The sequence below is a fragment of the Cellulomonas algicola genome, assembly GCF_019024305.1.
Classification (GTDB): Bacteria; Actinomycetota; Actinomycetes; order Actinomycetales; family Cellulomonadaceae; genus Cellulomonas; species Cellulomonas algicola.
The window spans coordinates 12,467-29,654 of the sequence record NZ_JAHKSJ010000013.1 but is presented as its reverse complement, the minus strand read 5'-3'; the positions used below and the strand labels follow the sequence as shown (position 1 = coordinate 29,654).

The following is a 17,188-nucleotide window of genomic DNA, read 5'->3' as shown; positions in this document are numbered from 1 at the left end:
ATGGCGCACGACGAGGTCGAGACCGCGTTCGAGGTCGCTCCCGGCACCCCGCTGCCCGGCCTGGACGGGCTTCCGGGCGTCGCGCGCGTCGACCGTCGGGAGCCGCAGCGCCTCGTCGCGACCTACTGGGACTCCCCGCGCCTCGACCTCGCACGGGCCGGCGTGTCGCTGCGGCGCCGCACCGGCGGGCACGACGAGGGCTGGCACCTCAAGGTGCCGCTCGCCGGCGACGGTCCGGACGGTCGCCGGCGCGCGGAGCACCGCGCGGACGTCGCGCCCGCCACCCCGCCCGACGAGCTCGTCGCGCTGGTCCGGTCACGGCTGCGCGACACCGACCCCGTCCCGGTCGTCGAGCTCGTCACGACGCGCACGACCTCGCTGCTGCTCGGCGAGGACGGCACGGTGCTCGCGGAGGTCGCGGACGACGTCGTCGAGGCGCGCGCACCGCACGCACCAGACGCGGGCGCACCGGGCGACAGCGGCACGAGCGCCGCCGCCGACGCCGGCGGGCTCACGCGGTGGCGCGAGTGGGAGGTCGAGCTCGCCGCGGGCGACGACGCGCTGCTCGCGGCGGCCGGGACGGCACTGGCGGAGGCGGGCGGTGCTCCGCGTGCGGCGTCGAAGCTCCAGCGGGCGCTCGGCAGCGCGGTCCCGGTGCCCGCGTCGCGGGAGCCGGCCGACGCGACGGCGGTCGAGGCCGTGCGGGCGGGGGTGGCGCGCGACGTGGAGCGGCTGCTCGCCGCGGAGACGGGGGTGCGGCTCGGCGACGACGAGGCCGTGCACGACGCACGCGTCGCGGTGCGCCGGCTGCGCGCGACGCTCGGTGTCTTCCGCCCCGTCGTCGACCGGGCCGTGACCGAGCCCGTGCGCGACGAGCTGCAGCAGGTCGGGCGGGTGCTGGGCGCCGCACGGGACCCGCACGTCGAGCAGACCGCGCTCGTCGGGCGCCTCGTCGACGAGCCCGTCGAGCTCGTGCTCGGCCCCGTCGAGCGCCGCGTCGTCGACGACCGGTCCGCTGCGCGCGACGCAGCCCTCGCGCGCGCCGTCGCGCTGCTCGACTCGCCGGAGCACCTGCGGCTGCTCGCCACGCTCGACGCGTGGGCGACGACGCTGCCGCGCGGACCGCGCGCCGCCGACGACGCCGAGGACGTGCTGCCGCGGCGGGTGGCGCGTGCGTGGCGCCGGCTCGAACGGCGGGCGGAGGAGGCCGAGCGCCTGGCGGTCGACGCACGCGACCCGGCGCGGCACGAGGTCCGCAAGGCCGCCCGCCGCGCGCGGTACGCGGCCACGACGGCGGCCCTCGTGGTCGGGCGGCCGGCACGGCGCAGCGCGTCACGCGCGCACGACGTCCAGGACGTGCTCGGGCGCCAGCAGGACACCGTGGTACGGCGCGAGACGCTGCGCCGGCTCGGCGTGCAGGCGCACCTCGACGGGGACAACGCGTTCACGTTCGGGCGGCTGCACGCCCTGGAGCAGGCGGCGGCACAGTCCGCGGAGCGCGACGCCCTGCGGGCGATCCGCCGGGCGCTCGCGCCGAAGCACCGCGCCTGGACGACCTGAGCGCGCACCACGACGGCAGCGCGCACTCCGGTGACAGCATCGCGCACTCCACGGACGGCAGCGCAGGCGGCCGCCCGTCGGAGCAGCCGCCCGCGCGGGCCGGGCGGGACGTCAGGCCGCGGCGCTCACCCGGACCACGTTGCGCCACGGGTCCTCGAACAGCAGCGTCGCGCCGTCGTCGACGGGACGCGTGCCGGCGTACGCGACGCGCTCGGCGAGCGCGCCGAGGTCGTCGGCGGTGGGCACGACGATCCGCACCTCGCCGAGACCGAGCGCGGACGCCCGCGGGCCCGCACCGGCGCTGTTCCACGTGTTCATCGCGAGGTGGTGGTGGTACCCGCCGGCGGACACGAACAGCGCGCCGTGCCACTCGGCGGTGACGTCGAAGCCGAGCGCGTCGACGTAGAACGCGCGGGCGGACGGCACGTCGCCGACCTGCAGGTGGACGTGCCCGACGACCGCGTCGCCCTCGGGCCGCCGGTCGAGGTCCTGCGCGAGGTGGTCGCGGACGAAGCCGTTCGGGTCGAGCCGCAGGGAGTCCATCACGACCCGCCCGTCGGCGTCGTGCCGCCACTGGTCGCGGCTGCGGTCCCAGTAGAGCTCGACGCCGTTGCCCTCGGGGTCGGTGAGGTAGAAGGCGAGCGAGACGAGGTGGTCGGCGGAGCCGACGTAGGTCTCGGGGGCGCGCTGCGCCACGGACGCGAGCGTCGCGGCGAGGCCCGCACGGTCGTCGAACAGGAGCGCGGTGTGGAAGAGGCCGGCCGAGCCGCGCTGCGCGGGCGGGAGGTCGGGCGTGTGCCGCAGGACGACGAGCGCCGTGGTGCCGCGGCCCAGGGTCACGACGTCGGGGCGCGCGTCGCCGAACCGCTCGCCGGGGTCGGGCAGCACGTCGAGGCCGATCGCGTCGCGGTAGTACCGCAGCTGGCGGTCGAGGTCGCCGACGAGCAGCGTCACGGCGTCCATGCCCGTGCCGGCGGCGATGGAGTCGTGCGGGGCGCGGGCGACGCTCCGGACGGCGGCACCCTGGCCGGGGGTGGGAGCGGTGGGCATCGGGGACCTCCAGGGGTTGGGCTCTCCTCCGTACAATAGTTGATGATTCAACTTTGTTCCCGGACCGCACCGCCGGTCCACCCCGTCGAGGTCAGTCCGTCTCGCCCGGGAGGTGGTTGTGGCCGAGTCCGGTCAGGAACCGCGGCCCGGTCGCGAGCAGCTCCGCGCGCCACTCCCTGGCCCACTCCCCGAACGGCCGCCGCGCCAGCCCGTCGTTCGCGAAGCGCGCGTCGGTCGTGACCTCGGTCGTGCAGAACTCCGGCACGACGAGGTCCGTGACCGGCCCGCCGCGCTCCACCTCCGCGACGACGAGCGGCGCGTTCCCGCCGGCGAACACGTCGATGACCCAGCCGTCCGCCCCGAGCCACGCCGAGTGCCGCAGCTTCGCGACGCGCGCCGGGGCCCGCCGGACGATCTCCACCGCGACCAGCGGGTCCAGCTCGCGCTCGGCCTCGTAGCGCGTGCCCTCGACCATCGGGCCCTTGACGGTGATCGCGCAGAAGTCGACCGCGTCGAGGTGCGCCTCGAGCACCGCGAGCTCGTCGGCGTGCGGGTCGATGCCCTCGATCCCCGAGGCCTGCGCGCGCACCCGCACCGCGAACCCGTCCTCCGCGAGCAGGTAGCTCTGCACGATGAGGGTCGGAGTCTCCTCGAGCAGCTCCGTGGGCAGCCGGTCGACGAAGAACCGGCGCTCGAACTCGAAGTCGCCGTAGCCCGTGTCGCTCATCGGCCCGACCGCCCCGTGCGGGACCCCGTGGTGTGCATCCCCCGAGCGTAGCCAGCGGGAACACCGCGGCACGGGAGGCCGGCGCGACGCCCCCCACCGTCGCACCCCGGCGCGCGGCGCGGTGGACGTCACAGGCACGTCGGGCCCGGTGTGTGAGACCCTGGTGACATCCCCGGGCAGCGCGACACCCGCGCGCCCCGCGTCGTGGAGACCCCCGGTCGAACCTGCGGCGGCTCCGACGACCCTCCCCGAGAGGCCCCCACCTGTGACCACTTTCGCCGATCTCGGCGTGCCCGCCGTGCTCGTCCGCGCCCTCGCGGACGACGGCATCACCAGCCCGTTCCCCATCCAGACCGCCACGCTGCGCGACTCGCTCGCCGGCACCGACGTCCTCGGCCGCGGCCGCACCGGCTCCGGCAAGACGCTCGCGTTCGCGATCCCCGTCGTCGCGCGCACCGCCGCCGCCGGGCGCCGCACCGCGCCGTCCCGGCCCCGCGCGCTCGTCCTCGCCCCGACCCGCGAGCTCGCGAGCCAGATCGACGCGACGATCGCCCCCCTCGCCGCCGCCGCGGGCCTGAGCACCACCGTCGTGTTCGGCGGCGTCGCCCAGTCCCGCCAGGTCACCGCGCTCCAGCGCGGCGCCGACATCCTCGTCGCGTGCCCCGGCCGCCTCGAGGACCTGCTCCGGCAGGGCCTGGTGTCGCTCGACGACGTCGCGGTCACCGTCCTCGACGAGGCCGACCACATGGCCGACCTCGGCTTCCTGCCCGTCGTCAAGCGTCTGCTCGACCGCACGCCGCGCACCGGCCAGCGCCTGCTGTTCTCCGCGACGCTGGACAACGGCGTCGACGTGCTCGTCAAGCGCTACCTCACCAAGCCCGTCGAGCACGCCGTCGACACCGCGCAGTCCCCCGTCGCCGCGATGACGCACCACCTGCTCGAGGTCGCCGACGCCGACAGCAAGAAGGCCGTCGTGCGCGCGCTCGCGTCCGGCACGGGCCGCCGCGTGCTCTTCATGCGCACCAAGCACCAGGCCAAGAAGCTCGCGAAGCAGCTCACGGCCGACGGCATCCCGTCCGTCGACCTGCACGGCAACCTCGGTCAGGGCGCGCGCGAGCGCAACCTCGAGGCGTTCTCGTCCGGCGCCGTCCGCGTCCTCGTGGCGACGGACATCGCCGCGCGCGGCATCCACGTCGACGACGTCGGCCTCGTCGTGCACGTCGACCCGCCCGCCGAGCACAAGGCGTACCTGCACCGCTCCGGCCGCACCGCGCGCGCCGGCGCCGGCGGCGACGTCGTGACGCTCGTGCTCCCCGAGCAGCGTGCCGACGTCCGCGCCCTCACGCGGGCCGCCAAGATCACGGCGCAGCCGCGACCCGTCGCCCTCGGCGACGCGCACCTCGCCGCGCTCGTCGGTGAGGTCGCGGCCCCGGTCGCCCCCGCCCCCGCCGCTCCGGCCACCTCCTCGCGCGCGTCGCAGGGCGGCGGCTCGCGCGGGTCCGGTGGGCGCGGCGGCGCCGGGCGGGGCGCCGGCTCGTCGGCCCGTGGCGGCTCGGCCGCCGGCCCGTCGAACGGCGCCCGGAGCGGCGGTGGCTCGCGTGCCGCGGGCGGCGGTCGTGCCGGGGGCGCCGGTCGCACCGCTGACGGCGGACGCCCCAGCGGCTCCGGGCGCACGGGCGGCACGCGCGCCGCGGCGAGCGGCACGTCCAGCACCCTGCGCTACAGCTCCGGCGGCCCGACGCCGTCGACCGCACCGGCCGACACCTCCGCCGGTGCGGCGGGCGCGGGGCGGCGCGGCCGTCGCGGTGGCCGTGGCCGTGCGGGTCGTCCCGCGGGCGCTCCGTCGGGCGGCTGAGCCCACCGGTGCGTCGCGTCGACCCCCGGTCGGCGTGACGCACCGCGACGTCCGCCGCACGGGTCGTCCTCGGCTCGGCGCGCAACCCCGCGCTCGCCGCGGCGACCCCGCGGGGCCGCTCGGGCGGCGACGCGCCCGGACGGCAGGCGACGGCTCTGAGGGTCGTCACCTGGCGCGCGGCTCTGGCGGACGGCACGCGGCGCGGCCCATGATGGCCACGAACGCCCCCGAACCGACCGGAGCGACGATGGCACCCGCACCCGTGCACGTCCCGACCTGCGCGGCCGCGACCGCGCCCGACCGCTGATGGCGATCGTCTCCCGCGGGTTCCGCGGACGACGCGAGGCCGACCCACGACTGCCACCCGGCCAGTACCTCGAGCGCGGATTCCCGGTGCTGTCCGCCGGGCCGACCCCGCGGACCGACCTGTCGACGTGGACGTTCTCGATCGGCGGCGCCGCCGGGCCGCGCGCCACGTGGTCGTGGGCGGAGCTCACGGCGCTCCCGGCGGACGACGTCGTGGTCGACATCCACTGCGTCACCAAGTGGACGAAGCTCGACACGTCGTGGCGCGGGGTGTCGCTCGACCGCCTGCTCGACGCGGTCGAGGTCGCAGACGACGAGCAGTACGCGCTCGCGCACTGCGACGGGGGCTACACGACGAACGTCCCGCTCGCCGACCTGCGCGGCGGACGTGCGTGGATCGCGTACCAGTACGACGGTGCCCCGCTCCCGCCCGAGCACGGCGGGCCCGCGCGGCTGCTGATCCCGCACCTGTACTTCTGGAAGTCCGCGAAGTGGATCCGACGCGTCGACCTGCTCACCGACGACCAGTGGGGCTTCTGGGAGAAGCTCGGCTACCACCAGTACGGGGACCCGTGGAAGGAGCAGCGGTATTGGGGCGACTGAACGCGGAGCCGGACGACGAGGCCGCACCGGTCTCCCCCGACGACGCCCCGTACCGCCTGTCCTGGCGGGTCGCCACCCTCGTCGCCACGCACCGCGAGACCCCGACCGCGACGACCCTCGAGCTCGACGTGCCCGGCTGGCGCGGCGCGATGGCCGGTCAGCACGTCGACGTGCGGCTGACCGCGGAGGACGGCTACTCGACCCAGCGCTCGTACTCGCTCGCGTCCCCGGGCACGCTCGGGCTCCCCGCGGGCGCGGACGTCGACGGCAGCCCGGAGCGCATCGCGCTGACCGTGCAGGTCGTCGAGGACGGCGAGGTGTCCCCGTACCTCACGCAGGACCTCGTGGCCGGCGACCAGATCGAGCTGCGCGGGCCGATCGGCAACTGGTTCGTGTGGCACGCGACCGACCCGCACCCCGTACAGCTCGTCGCGGGCGGCTCGGGGCTCGTGCCGCTCATGTCGATGCTGCGCACGCGCCGTCGGGCCGGCTCGCGCGCACCCTTCCGGCTCGTGGTCTCGGTCCGGACACCGCTCGACGCGATCTACGCCGACGAGCTCGCGACCTTCGACGACGTCGAGGTCACACGGGTCTGGACGCGCCGCGGGCCGCCCGGCTGGGCCGGACGCGTCGGGCGCGTCGACGCCGAGCTCCTGGCGCAGGTGTGCGTCCCGCCCGACGAGCGCCCGCACGTCTACGTGTGCGGCCCGACACCGTTCGTCGAGACGGTCGCGGACCTGCTCGTCGACCTGGGCCACGACCCCGAGCGCATCCGCACCGAGCGGTTCGGCCCGACCGGGTCGTGACGCCACGGTCGTGACTGCAGGCGCGTGAGCGGTTCGGCGTGCGCGCGTCGGACTGGGTGGCGCGGCGGGACAGCCGTGACGCTGACGACCGGTCCCTAGGCGGTCGCGACGACCGGCGGGAGCTCGGCGGGCAGGCCGCACGCGGTGAGGTGGTCGACGCCGAACCAGACGACGACGCGCTGGACACCCGCGGTGCCGACGTCGAGCACGGCGAGCTGGAACGCGCGGTGCACGCCGTCCGGGTCGAGCAGGTACACGCCGAACGCAGGCTGCCCGTTGACCGCGGCAGGCAGGAGCCGCAGGGCGCCGGGACCCTTCGCCGGGCACCACGTGCCGATGAGCGCCGCGACGTCGGCGCGCCCGCGGTACCACTCGGGGTAGGGCGGCATCTCCCACACGACGTCCTCGGCCATGAGGGCGACGATCCCGCCGATGTCGTACGACTCGAACGCCCGCACGTACGCGTCGAGCAGCCGGCGCCGCCGCTCGTCGTCGAGCGCGCCCGCGTCGTCGGGGTCGAGCTTCGCGACGTGCGCGCGAGCCCGCTGGAGCGTGGAGTTCACGCCCGCGACGGTGAGGTCGAGCGCGTCCGCGACCTCCGCGGCGCTCCACTGCAGCACGTCGCGCAGCACGAGCACGGCGCGCTGCTGCGCGGTGAGGTGCTGGAGCGCGGCGACGAACGCGAGCCGCACGCTGTCGCGCGTCACGACGTCCGCGGCCGGGTCGCTCGGGGAGCCGGACCACACGACGGTGTCGGGCAGCGGCTCGAGCCAGGAGACGGCGTGCTCCTCGCGCGGCTCGTTCGCGGGGTCCGCCGCGGGCGCGCCGAGGCCGGTCGGCAGCGGCCGGCGGGACCGGCCCTCGAGGTGCGTGAGGCACGTGTTCGTCGTGATGCGGTACATCCACGTCCGCACCGACGAGCGGCCCTCGAACCGGTCGAACGCGCGCCACGCGCGCAGGTAGGCGTCCTGCAGGACGTCCTCGGCGTCGTGCAGCGAACCGGTCATGCGGTAGCAGTGCGCCAGCAGCTCGCGGCGCAGCGGCTCCACGAGCGTCTCGAAGTCGTGCTCGGTGGTCGTCAGCGTCACCCCTCGACGGTAGCGAGCACCACCGACAGCCCGCGACCCCGGGTGCCAGACTGCCCCGCATGCCGCACTCCCCTGCCGACGAGCCCGCACCGCCCGCTCCCGTGTCCGACGCCGCCCGCGCGCCGGGCGCCGCGGACGAGCACTACGCGGCCGGCGACCACCTCGGCCACCGCACGCTCCTGGTGGCCGCCGCGTACGTCGTCCTGCGCCGCGGCGACGAGGTGCTCCTCCAGCTGCGTCGGGGCACGGGCTACCGCGACGGGCACTGGGCGGTGCTGGCCGGCCACGTCGACCCGGGCGAGTCGGTGCACGAGGCGGCGGTCCGCGAGGCTGCCGAGGAGGCCGGCGTCACCGTGCGCGTCGAGGACCTGCGCCCCCTCACGACGCTGCACCGGTTCGAGCGCGGCGGCCCGGTCGTCGAGCAGCGCGTCGACGTGTTCTTCGAGGCCCGCACGTGGACCGGCGACCCGTCGCGCCGCGAGGAGGACAAGGCCGAGGACCTCGCCTGGTTCCGGCTCGCCGACCTCCCGGAGCCCGTCGTGCCGCACGAGCGCCTCGTCCTCGACGCGCTCGCCCGCGGCGAGGACCCGCCGCGCGTCGTCTCGCTCCCGAGCTGACACGACGACGCCCCATGGTCGTCTCGACCACGGGGCGTCGTCGCAGGTCCGGGTCACGCCCGGACGACGCGCGTGTCAGCCGGTGTTCTGCACGCCCGCCGCGACACCGTTGACGGTGAGCAGCAGCAGGCGGCGCAGGTCGTCGGCCTGCTCGGTCGCGTCGCCGGTGCGCAGCCCGCGCAGCGCACGGAGCTGGAGCAGCGACAGCGCGTCGACGTACGGGCTGCGGAGCTGGACGGCGCGGCCGAGGATCCGGCGGCGCGACAGCACGGCGTCGCTGTCGGTGATGGCCAGGACCGAGCGGCGCGTGAGCACCATCTCGGACAGGACCTTGTCGGCCAGGTCGGGGCGGTCGCCGAGCGCGAGGTAGCGGGCGGCGATGCGCTCGTCGGTCTTCGCGAGCGACATCTCGACGTTGTCGATCATCGTCGTGAACAGCGGCCACTGCGCGTACGCGGCGCGCAGCTCGTCGAGGTCGCCGACGGCGTCGAGCGCCGTGCCGAGCCCGTACCAGCCGGCGAGGTTGATGCGCGCCTGCGACCACGAGAACACCCACGGGATCGCGCGCAGGTCGTCGAGCGACGACACCGACAGGCCGCGACGTGCGGGGCGCGAGCCGATCGGCAGCAGGCCGACCTCCTCGAGCGGGGTGACCTCGGCGAACCACTGCGGGAAGCCCTCGGCCTTCACGAGCTCGTGGAACCGCGTGCGGGACGCGACGTCGAGCTGCTTCGCGAGGTCCGCGAACCGCTCGGAGGCGGCGGCGTTGCGCTGCTCGACCGACGGCGTGCTCGCGAGGAGCGTCGCGGCGACGACCTGCTCGATGTGCCGCGCGGCGATGACCGGGTCGCCGTAGCGGGCGAAGATGACCTCGCCCTGCTCGGTGAGCTTGAACCGGCCGTCGACCGAGCCCGGGGGCTGGGCCAGCACCGCGCGGTTGGCGGGGCCGCCGCCGCGCCCGAGCGCGCCGCCGCGACCGTGGAAGAGCGTGAGCACGATGTCGTGCTTGCGGGCCCACTCGGTGATCCGCTGCTGCGCGGTGTCGAGCGCGAGCGTCGCGGAGACCGGGCCGACGTCCTTCGAGGAGTCGGAGTAGCCGAGCATGACCTCGACGCGGCGCCCGTTCTCCGCGAGGCGCTTCTGCACCTGCGGGATCGCGAGCGCGCCCTCGAGGATGTCGACGCTCGCCTCGAGGTCCGCGAAGGTCTCGAAGAGCGGGATCGCGTCGATCACCGGGACGTCGTCGGGCCCGCCGTACGCGAGCTCGGCGAGGCGGTAGACGGCCGCGAGGTGCTCGGCGGACTGCGTGAACGACACGATGTAGCGGCGCGCGGCCGCGATGCCGAAGCGGCGCTGGACGGTGCCGAGCGCGCGGAACGTGTCGAGCACCTCGAGCGTGCGCAGCTCGAGGGTGCCGTCGACGCCGTTCGCCTCGATGTCCGCGAGCGCCGACTCGTGCACCTGCGAGTGCTGGCGCACCTCGAGCTCGGCGAGGTGGAAGCCGAAGGTCTGGACCTGCCACAGCAGGCGCTGGAGGTCGCCGTACGCCGAGCGGGACGCGCCGGCCTCGACGAGCGAGCGCTGCACGACGAGCAGGTCGGCCTCGAGCTCCTGGGGCGAGCCGTAGGCGAGGTCGGCGTCCCGGCGACGGGTCGCGGCGATGCGCTCGGCGAGGACGAGCACGACGCGGCGGTGCGGCTCGTTGGGCGCCTCGCCCGCGACGCGCGCGGTGACCTCCTCCGAGAGCAGGCGCTGGCGCTGCCACAGCGCGGCGAGCTCGGCCGACGGCGGCGTCATGTCGGTGCCCAGCGTGAGGCCCGCGGCGGTGCGGACCGCCGACGCCTCGAGCGCGGTGAGCGCGTGCTCCGACGCGAGCGTCGCGGCGGCCCGGGTCACCTCGGCGGTGACGTTCGGGTTGCCGTCGCGGTCGCCGCCGATCCAGGAGCCGAGCCGTGCGAACGGCCGGGCCTCGGGTGCCTGCGTCCCGGCCTCGTCGCCGAGGAGCCAGTCGTCCAGGCGCCGGTAGACCGCGGGCAGGACGTCGGCGAGCGTCGAGTCGAAGACGTTGAGGACCGTGCGGACCTCGTCGAGGACCGTCGGCTTGGCGGCTCGCAGCGGGGCGGTGCGCCACAGCGTCTCGATCTCGGCGAGCAGGCGGCGGTCGTTCTCGGCGATCGACATGCCGCCGCGCGAGCGGATGTCCCGCTCCCCGACGAGCTCGGCGATGCGGCGGATCGAGTTGGACACCGCGCGGCGGCGGGCCTCGGTCGGGTGGGCCGTGAGCACGGGACGGAACTCGAGCCGCTGGACGAGCTCGCGCACCGCGTCGGCGCCGAGCTCCTCGCGCGCACGCTCGACCGCGGCCGGCAGGGAGTCGTCGGGAGCCAGGTCGTTCGGCTCGAGGCTCGCCTCGCGCTCGCGCAGCACGCGGACGCGGTGGTACTCCTCGGCCGTGTTGGCCAGGTGGAAGTAGCAGGTGAACGCGCGGGCGACCTGCTCGGCACGCTCGAGCGACAGGCCGGCGACGAGCGCCTCGGCCTGCTCGAGCGCGTCGCTGTCGGGCTCGTCGTGCGCGCGGATCGCCAGCTCGCGGAGGTGCTCGACGTCGTCGAGCAGGTCCTGGCCGACGGACTCGCGCAGCACCCGGCCGAGGAACTCGCCGAGGACGCGGACGTCGTTCCGCAGCGGCTCGGGGACGTCGTGCCGGGCGAGGCCGCGACGCACGTCGCGCGGGGGAAGCGGTGCAGTCACCGGGCCAAGATAGGCCCCGACCGGCGCTGCGGTCGCCCACGGTCCAGGCGCTGGGCAGCCTCGGCGCCCGTCGCGCGGCCGCGCACGCGGTGTCGTCCAGGGGCGGACGCGGGGGCGCGGACGTGGCAGCATCGGCCTCGTGACCAGCAAGGCCGACGCCGAGCAGCGCCGCAGCGACCTCGCGCGGCTCCGCCGGGTGCGCGACCGGATCGACCGCGAGTACGCGCAGCCGCTCGACGTCGAGGCGCTCGCGCGCGGGGCGCACATGTCGGCGGGTCACCTGAGCCGGCAGTTCAAGGCGGCGTACGGCGAGTCCGTCTACGCGTACCTCATGACGCGGCGGATCGAGCGCGCGATGGCGCTGCTACGGCGCGGCGACCTGACGGTCACGGAGGTCTGCTTCGCGGTCGGCTGCCAGTCGCTCGGCACGTTCTCGACGCGCTTCACCGAGCTCGTGGGCGTGCCGCCGAGCGTGTACCGCGGGTCGGCCGAGCACAGCACCGCGGGCATGCCGTCGTGCGTCGCGAAGCAGGTGACGCGACCGGTCAGGAATCGAGAAGCGACGCCGTCGGAGCCGCACCTAGCGTGACCGGCATGGACATCACGATCGCGAACACGTTCCTCCCCCACGACGACCCCGACACCGCGCTCGCGTTCTACCGCGACGTGCTGGGCTTCGAGGTCCGCAACGACGTCGGCTACGGCGACATGCGCTGGATCACGGTCGGTCCCGCCGGGCAGCCGGGCACGTCGATCGTCCTCTACCCGCCGGCGGCCGACCCGGGCGTCACCGACGACGAGAAGCGGACCATCACCGAGATGATGGCGAAGGGCACGTACGCGACGCTCGTGCTCGCCACGCCGGACCTCGACGCGACGTTCGACGCGCTCCAGGCCGCGGGCGCCGAGGTCGTCCAGGAGCCGACGGACCAGCCGTACGGCATCCGCGACGCGGCGTTCCGCGACCCGGCCGGCAACCAGCTCCGCTTCAACCAGGTCGGCTGACCGTCCGACCTCCCGGGCCTCGCACGGCCCGCCCGCATCCGAGCACCCACCCCCGGCGACCCGCCCGCAGCACCCCTGCGCGCGGGTCGCCCGTGCGCGTCGGACCCGGCTGGTTAGATCGGTCCCGACCCCCCTCGCGTCCCCAGGGAGATCCCATGAGCACCGCCACGAGCACCGCACCGGCCGCGTCGCACGTCGCGGACAGCCACGACCTCATCCGCGTGCAGGGCGCGCGGGAGAACAACCTCAAGGACGTCAGCCTCGAGATCCCGAAGCGACGCCTGACGGTGTTCACCGGCGTCTCGGGGTCGGGCAAGTCGTCGCTGGTCTTCGCGACGATCGCCGCCGAGTCGCAGCGCATGATCAACGAGACGTACAGCGCGTTCGTGCAGGGCTTCATGCCGTCGCTCGCGCGCCCGGAGGTCGACCGGCTCGAGGGCCTGACGACCGCGATCATCGTCGACCAGGAGCGCATGGGCTCGAACCCGCGCTCGACGGTCGGCACCGCGACGGACGCGAACGCGATGCTCCGCATCCTGTTCAGCCGGCTCGGGCAGCCGCACATCGGGTCGCCGAACGCGTTCTCGTTCAACGTGCCGTCCGTCAAGGGCAGCGGCGCGATCACCGTCCAGAAGGGCGACCGGACGAAGGCCGAGAAGGCCGAGTTCTCCATGCTGGGCGGCATGTGCCCGCGGTGCGAGGGCATGGGGTCGGTGACCGACTTCGACCGGACCGCGCTGTACGACGACAGCAAGTCGCTCAACGAGGGCGCGCTGACCGTGCCGGGCTACACGATGGACGGCTGGTACGGGCGCATCTTCCGCGGCAGCGGCTTCTTCGACCCGGACAAGCCGATCAAGGACTACGGGAAGCGCGAGCTCGACGACCTGCTCTACAAGGAGCCGACCAAGATCAAGGTCGAGGGCATCAACATCACCTACGAAGGCCTGATCCCCAAGATCCAGAAGTCGCTGCTGTCCAAGGACGTCGACGCGATGCAGCCGCACGTCCGCGCGTTCGTCGAGAAGGCCGTGACGTTCCAGACGTGCCCCGAGTGCGAGGGGACGCGCCTCGCGGCCGAGGCCCGGTCGTCGCGGATCGCGGGCAAGAACATCGCCGACGTGTGCGCGATGCAGATCAGCGACCTCGCGCAGTGGGTGCGCGGGCTCGACGAGCCGACCGTCGCGCCGCTGCTCGCGGGCCTGCAGCACCTGCTCGACTCGTTCACCGAGATCGGCCTCGGGTACCTGTCGCTCGACCGGCCCGCGGGCACGCTGTCGGGCGGCGAGGCGCAGCGCACCAAGATGATCCGGCACCTCGGGTCGTCGCTCACCGACGTCACGTACGTGTTCGACGAGCCGACCATCGGGCTGCACCCGCACGACATCCAGCGCATGAACGACCTGCTGCTCCAGCTGCGCGACAAGGGCAACACGGTGCTCGTCGTCGAGCACAAGCCCGAGGCGATCGCGATCGCGGACCCCGTCGTCGACCTGGGGCCGGGGGCCGGCACCGGCGGCGGGACGATCTGCTTCGAGGGCACGGTCGAGGGCCTGCGCGCGAGCACCACGATCACGGGTCGGCACCTCGACGACCGCGCGACCCTCAAGGCGGACCTCCGCCCGACGCAGGGCGCGCTCGAGATCCGCGGCGCGTCGACTCACAACCTCCGCGACGTCGACGTCGACGTGCCCCTCGGCGTGCTGTGCGTGGTCACGGGCGTCGCCGGGTCGGGCAAGAGCTCGCTCATCCACGGGTCGGTCGCGAAGCGCGACGACGTCGTCGTCATCGACCAGGGCGCGATCCGCGGCTCGCGGCGCAGCAACCCCGCGACCTACACCGGCCTGCTCGACCCGATCCGCAAGGCGTTCGCGAAGGCCAACGGGGTCAAGCCCGCGCTGTTCAGCTCCAACTCCGAGGGCGCGTGCCCGACCTGCAACGGTGCGGGCGTGATCTACACGGACCTCGGCGTCATGGCGACGGTCGAGTCGACGTGCGAGGAGTGCGAGGGCCGCCGCTTCCAGGCGAGCGTGCTCGAGTACACGCTCGGCGGGAAGAACATCGCCGAGGTCCTGGCGATGCCCGTGACCGAGGCCGAGGAGTTCTTCGGCGCGGGCGACGCGCGCACGCCCGCCGCGCACGCCATCCTCGACCGGCTCACCGACGTCGGCCTCGGCTACCTCACGCTCGGCCAGCCGCTCACGACGCTGTCGGGCGGCGAGCGGCAGCGGCTCAAGCTCGCGACGCAGATGGGCGAGAAGGGCGGCATCTACGTCCTCGACGAGCCGACGACGGGCCTCCACCTCGCCGACGTCGCGCAGCTGCTCGGCCTGCTCGACCGGCTCGTCGACTCCGGGAAGTCCGTGATCGTCATCGAGCACCACCAGGCCGTGATGGCGCACGCCGACTGGATCATCGACCTCGGCCCCGGCGCGGGCCACGACGGCGGTCGGGTCGTCTTCGAGGGCACCCCGGCCGACCTGGTCGCGGACCGCTCGACGCTCACGGGGCAGCACCTCGCGACGTACGTCGGCGCCTGACTTCACCGTCACGACGCCCCGCGGGGCGAGCGGTCCGCGTCAGGCCTGCGGCTCGCGGCCCGGCGGCTGGCCGGGCGGGGTCGGCTCGGCGACGGGGACGAGGCGTGCGTGACGGTCGGGGCGTCGGCGCTCACCGTGACGTCCTCGTCGTCGTCGCCGTTCACGTGCCGCAAGGTGGCGCGCGTGCCGTCGACGAGGCGGTAGGTCACCGTCGTCGTGGCGGGCGTCGACCTCGAGCAGGTCGGGGGCGGAACGGTGCGACCGGACGACGCGGGTCGACGGGCGGAGCCCGTGGCACGGCGGACCGTCGCCCGACGGTGCGCGGACCCGGCCCGGCGCAGCACCGGGGCCGCCCACGCGTCGTGCCGCATGGACGGCCCCGGCCGGGCCCGCGGGGCGGGTCAGGCCGCGAGCGCACCCGTCATCAGGGCGACCGCCTCGCTCGGCGAGTGCGTCTCCGGGGTGATGACCGCCGCCCGGCGGCCGAGCCGCTGGACGTGGATCCGGTCCGCCACCTCGAAGACGTGCGGCATGTTGTGGCTGATGAGGATCACGGGGAGCCCGCGCTCGCGCAGGTCGCGCACGAGCTGGAGCACCTGCGCCGACTCCCGGACGCCGAGCGCGGCGGTCGGCTCGTCGAGGATGACGACCTTCGACCCGAACGCCGCCGCCCGCGCCACGGCGACCGCCTGGCGCTGGCCGCCGGACAGCGTCTCGACCGCCTGCGTGACGTCCTGGAGGGTGCTGATGCCGAGCGCCTTGAGCTGCTGCTCGGACCGCTCGCGCATGCCCGCCGTGTCGAGCATCCGGAACACCGAGCCCAGGACCCCGCTGCGGCGCTGCTCGCGCCCGAGGTAGAGGTTGCTAGCGATGTCGAGCGCCGGGGAGACCGCGAGGTTCTGGTAGACCGTCTCGATGCCCGCGGCGCGCGCCTCCTGCGGCCCGTGGAACGTCACGGGTCGCCCCTCGAGGAGCAGCTGGCCCTGGTCCGGGGTGTGCGCGCCGGACAGGCACTTGACCAGGGTGGACTTGCCGGCGCCGTTGTCGCCGATGATCGCGAGCACCTCGCCCGGGTAGAGCTCGAGGTCGACGCCGTCGAGGCCGACGACCCGCCCGAACGTCTTGACGAGGCCCGTCGCCTGCAGCACGGGCGTCCGTGCGCTGTCCTGCGTCATCACGCACGCTCCTTCCGGATCCACTGGTCGACCGCGACCGCGACGATGACGAGCACGCCGACGGCGAGCGTCTGGTAGAGCACGTCGACGCCCGCGAGCGACAGCCCGTTGCGGAACACGCCGACGATGAGCGCGCCGAGCAGGCTGCCCCACACCGCGCCGCGGCCGCCGAACAGGCTCGTGCCGCCGATGACGACCGCGGTGATCGAGTCGAGGTTCGCCTCGGCCGCCGCGTTCGGGCTCGCGGCGTTGATGCGGCCGACGAGGATCCAGCCCGCGAGCGCGAACAGCCCGCCCGCGGTGACGTAGACGCTGAGCAGCACGCGTGGCACGCGGATGCCCGCGAGCGCGGCCGACTCCTTGTCGTCGCCGACCGCGTAGACGTGCCGGCCCCACGCGGTGCGGCCGAGCGCGTACGCGACGACCGCGTACATGGCGAGCATGACGAGCACGCCGACGGTGACGCGCACGCCGCCGACGGTGAACGCCTCGCCGGTCCAGGTGAGCAGCGACGGCAGCTCGCCGCCGCGGACGGTCGCGCCCTTCGAGTAGAGCAGCGTGAGCGCGAGGAACACGTTGAGCGTGCCGAGCGTGACGATGAACGGCGGCAGCTTGAGCCGGGTCACGAGCAGGCCGTTGACGGCACCGGCGGCGAGCCCGACGGCGAGGCCGACCCCGAGCGCGACAGGACCGGGCAGGCCGTTCGTGACGGCGGTCTGGGCCATGACCATCGAGGACAGGACCATGATCGCGCCGACGGACAGGTCGATCCCCGCGGTGAGGATGATGAGCGTCTGGCCGACGGCGAGCGCGCCGACCACCGCGACCTGCTGGGTGACGAGCGACAGGTTCTCGGGCCGCAGGAAGCGGTCGTTGAGCAGCCCGAAGACGACGACGGACAGCGCGAGCACGAGGGCCGGGCTGAGGGCGGGGTGCCGGTGCAGGACCGACTGGATGCGGCTGGTGGCGGACTGCCGACGCAGGAACTCGTCGGCGACGTGCGGCTGGGGGGCGGCGGGCGCGGGTGCGGCCGACGGCGGGACGGTACGTGAGGTCACGACTCCTCCTCCGGGTGCGGGATCGGCGGACGGCGACGACCGGGTGC

Annotated in this window: 14 protein-coding genes; 8 read left to right on the top strand and 6 right to left on the bottom strand. The window is 74.9% G+C overall.

Features of this window, described 5'->3' with window-relative positions:
- Window positions 1-1,560 carry a CYTH and CHAD domain-containing protein gene (locus tag KOV94_RS10720; RefSeq protein WP_218052023.1) on the top strand — a complete coding sequence of 520 codons (1,560 nt, stop codon included), beginning with the start codon at window positions 1-3 and terminating at the stop codon, window positions 1,558-1,560.
- Window positions 1,561-1,671: 111 nt separating this feature from the next.
- On the opposite strand, the gene KOV94_RS10715 is transcribed toward KOV94_RS10720, so the two are convergent.
- Both KOV94_RS10715 and KOV94_RS10710 read right to left on the bottom strand, forming a co-directional pair.
- A complete protein-coding gene (locus KOV94_RS10715) occupies window positions 1,672-2,610 on the bottom strand; it encodes a VOC family protein (RefSeq protein WP_218052022.1) in 939 nt (312 codons plus the stop codon).
- Window positions 2,611-2,701: 91 nt separating this feature from the next.
- Window positions 2,702-3,337 carry a CYTH domain-containing protein gene (locus tag KOV94_RS10710; RefSeq protein WP_124344245.1) on the bottom strand — a complete coding sequence of 212 codons (636 nt, stop codon included), beginning with the start codon at window positions 3,335-3,337 and terminating at the stop codon, window positions 2,702-2,704.
- Between the two features lie 265 nt (window positions 3,338-3,602).
- On the opposite strand from KOV94_RS10710, the gene KOV94_RS10705 reads away from it, so the two are divergent.
- From KOV94_RS10705 to KOV94_RS10695, 3 genes are all read left to right on the top strand, one after another.
- Window positions 3,603-5,192: a DEAD/DEAH box helicase gene (locus tag KOV94_RS10705; protein WP_218052021.1), complete on the top strand. Its 1,590-nt coding sequence runs from the start codon at window positions 3,603-3,605 to the stop codon at window positions 5,190-5,192.
- 306 nt (window positions 5,193-5,498) lie between these two features.
- Window positions 5,499-6,101, top strand: a complete 603-nt coding sequence (locus KOV94_RS10700; RefSeq protein WP_124344523.1) for a sulfite oxidase-like oxidoreductase — start codon at window positions 5,499-5,501, stop codon at window positions 6,099-6,101.
- Window positions 6,089-6,907: a ferredoxin reductase gene (locus KOV94_RS10695; RefSeq protein WP_225916492.1), complete on the top strand. Its 819-nt coding sequence runs from the start codon at window positions 6,089-6,091 to the stop codon at window positions 6,905-6,907. The genes KOV94_RS10700 and KOV94_RS10695 overlap by 13 nt, the downstream gene beginning before the upstream one ends.
- 95 nt (window positions 6,908-7,002) lie before the next feature.
- On the opposite strand, the gene KOV94_RS10690 is transcribed toward KOV94_RS10695, so the two are convergent.
- Window positions 7,003-7,995 (bottom strand): sigma-70 family RNA polymerase sigma factor, encoded by a 993-nt coding sequence (locus KOV94_RS10690; RefSeq protein ID WP_124344524.1) that lies wholly within the window; start codon window positions 7,993-7,995, stop codon window positions 7,003-7,005.
- Window positions 7,996-8,054: 59 nt separating this feature from the next.
- On the opposite strand from KOV94_RS10690, the gene KOV94_RS10685 reads away from it, so the two are divergent.
- Window positions 8,055-8,612 carry an NUDIX domain-containing protein gene (locus KOV94_RS10685; RefSeq protein ID WP_218052020.1) on the top strand — a complete coding sequence of 186 codons (558 nt, stop codon included), beginning with the start codon at window positions 8,055-8,057 and terminating at the stop codon, window positions 8,610-8,612.
- Window positions 8,613-8,687: 75 nt separating this feature from the next.
- Here the strand turns inward: KOV94_RS10685 and KOV94_RS10680 are convergent, their stop codons facing one another.
- Window positions 8,688-11,363, bottom strand: a complete 2,676-nt coding sequence (locus KOV94_RS10680) for a phosphoenolpyruvate carboxylase (RefSeq protein ID WP_372449461.1) — start codon at window positions 11,361-11,363, stop codon at window positions 8,688-8,690.
- Window positions 11,364-11,502: 139 nt separating this feature from the next.
- Between KOV94_RS10680 and KOV94_RS10675 the strand changes: the two genes are divergently transcribed.
- The 3 genes from KOV94_RS10675 to KOV94_RS10665 all read left to right on the top strand — a co-directional run bounded on the left by KOV94_RS10675 (window position 11,503) and on the right by KOV94_RS10665 (window position 14,908).
- Complete coding sequence (locus tag KOV94_RS10675) at window positions 11,503-11,952, top strand: helix-turn-helix transcriptional regulator (RefSeq protein ID WP_124344527.1); 450 nt, start codon at window positions 11,503-11,505, stop codon at window positions 11,950-11,952.
- Window positions 11,953-11,957: 5 nt separating this feature from the next.
- Window positions 11,958-12,368, top strand: a complete 411-nt coding sequence (locus KOV94_RS10670; protein WP_124344528.1) for a VOC family protein — start codon at window positions 11,958-11,960, stop codon at window positions 12,366-12,368.
- 155 nt (window positions 12,369-12,523) lie between these two features.
- Entirely contained in the window at window positions 12,524-14,908 is a 2,385-nt protein-coding gene (locus KOV94_RS10665) for an ATP-binding cassette domain-containing protein (protein WP_218052018.1), read from the top strand.
- A gap of 401 nt (window positions 14,909-15,309) precedes the next feature.
- On the opposite strand, the gene KOV94_RS10660 is transcribed toward KOV94_RS10665, so the two are convergent.
- Window positions 15,310-16,083, bottom strand: coding sequence for an ATP-binding cassette domain-containing protein (locus tag KOV94_RS10660; protein ID WP_124344530.1), 774 nt, complete (start codon window positions 16,081-16,083; stop codon window positions 15,310-15,312).
- Window positions 16,083-17,141: an ABC transporter permease gene (locus tag KOV94_RS10655; RefSeq protein WP_124344531.1), complete on the bottom strand. Its 1,059-nt coding sequence runs from the start codon at window positions 17,139-17,141 to the stop codon at window positions 16,083-16,085. Before KOV94_RS10655 ends, KOV94_RS10660 begins: the two co-directional genes overlap by 1 nt.
- Between the last annotated feature and the right edge of the window lie 47 nt (window positions 17,142-17,188).

Excerpts from the sequence above, each read along its gene's own strand:
- KOV94_RS10665 (WP_218052018.1), top strand. The coding sequence starts at position 12,524 with ATGAGCACCGCCACGAGCACCGCACCGGCCGCGTCGCACGTCGCGGAC.
- KOV94_RS10715 (WP_218052022.1), bottom strand. The coding sequence starts at position 2,610 with ATGCCCACCGCTCCCACCCCCGGCCAGGGTGCCGCCGTCCGGAGCGTC.
- KOV94_RS10670 (WP_124344528.1), top strand. The coding sequence starts at position 11,958 with ATGGACATCACGATCGCGAACACGTTCCTCCCCCACGACGACCCCGAC.
- KOV94_RS10720 (WP_218052023.1), top strand. The coding sequence starts at position 1 with ATGGCGCACGACGAGGTCGAGACCGCGTTCGAGGTCGCTCCCGGCACC.
- KOV94_RS10685 (WP_218052020.1), top strand. The coding sequence starts at position 8,055 with ATGCCGCACTCCCCTGCCGACGAGCCCGCACCGCCCGCTCCCGTGTCC.
- KOV94_RS10700 (WP_124344523.1), top strand. The coding sequence starts at position 5,499 with ATGGCGATCGTCTCCCGCGGGTTCCGCGGACGACGCGAGGCCGACCCA.
- KOV94_RS10660 (WP_124344530.1), bottom strand. The coding sequence starts at position 16,083 with ATGACGCAGGACAGCGCACGGACGCCCGTGCTGCAGGCGACGGGCCTC.
- KOV94_RS10710 (WP_124344245.1), bottom strand. The coding sequence starts at position 3,337 with ATGAGCGACACGGGCTACGGCGACTTCGAGTTCGAGCGCCGGTTCTTC.